The sequence below is a fragment of the Pseudomonas sp. SB113 genome (assembly GCF_040754745.1).
Classification (GTDB): Bacteria; Pseudomonadota; Gammaproteobacteria; order Pseudomonadales; family Pseudomonadaceae; genus Aquipseudomonas; species Aquipseudomonas grimontii.
In genome coordinates this window covers 1-451 of the sequence record NZ_JBFMHW010000170.1, presented here as the reverse complement: position 1 = coordinate 451, position 451 = coordinate 1, and the positions used below count along the sequence as shown (strand labels likewise).

Below are 451 nucleotides of genomic sequence, written 5' to 3'. Positions count from 1 at the left end.
CAATGGCATCGACCCTGCAATCACCCTGGCGACCTTGCCGCAATTCGCCCATGTCGAAAACGGCCAGATGGCGGCGACGGTGAAGATCATTCCTTTTGCCGTCGCATCGGAAAAGCTTCGGCAGGTCGCAGCGCTTTGCGCGGGCAAGCAGATATTTAGTGTGCATCCATTCAAGCCGATGAAAGTCGGCCTTATCCAGACGACGCTGCCCGGCACGAAAGCCAGCGTGCTCGACAAGACAACGCGCATTACGCAATCGCGCCTGGCGCGCTCGTCCTCGCAAATTTCTAGCGAACAGCGTCCGCCGCATGAGAGCGGTGCCGTTTCGCAGGCAATCGGCAAGGCAAGTGCCGGCAATGACATGGTGATCGTCTTCGGCGCATCGGCAATGAGCGATTGCGACGATGTGGTTCCGGCGGCGATCCGGCAGGCTGGCGGCACGGTCATGCGC

General features: G+C 60.5%; 1 protein-coding gene. It reads left to right on the top strand.

Annotated elements, in window-relative coordinates; all coding sequences use genetic code 11:
• A partial coding sequence (locus AB1462_RS32005; protein WP_367249111.1) for a hypothetical protein occupies window positions 1-451 on the top strand: 451 nt, incomplete at both ends.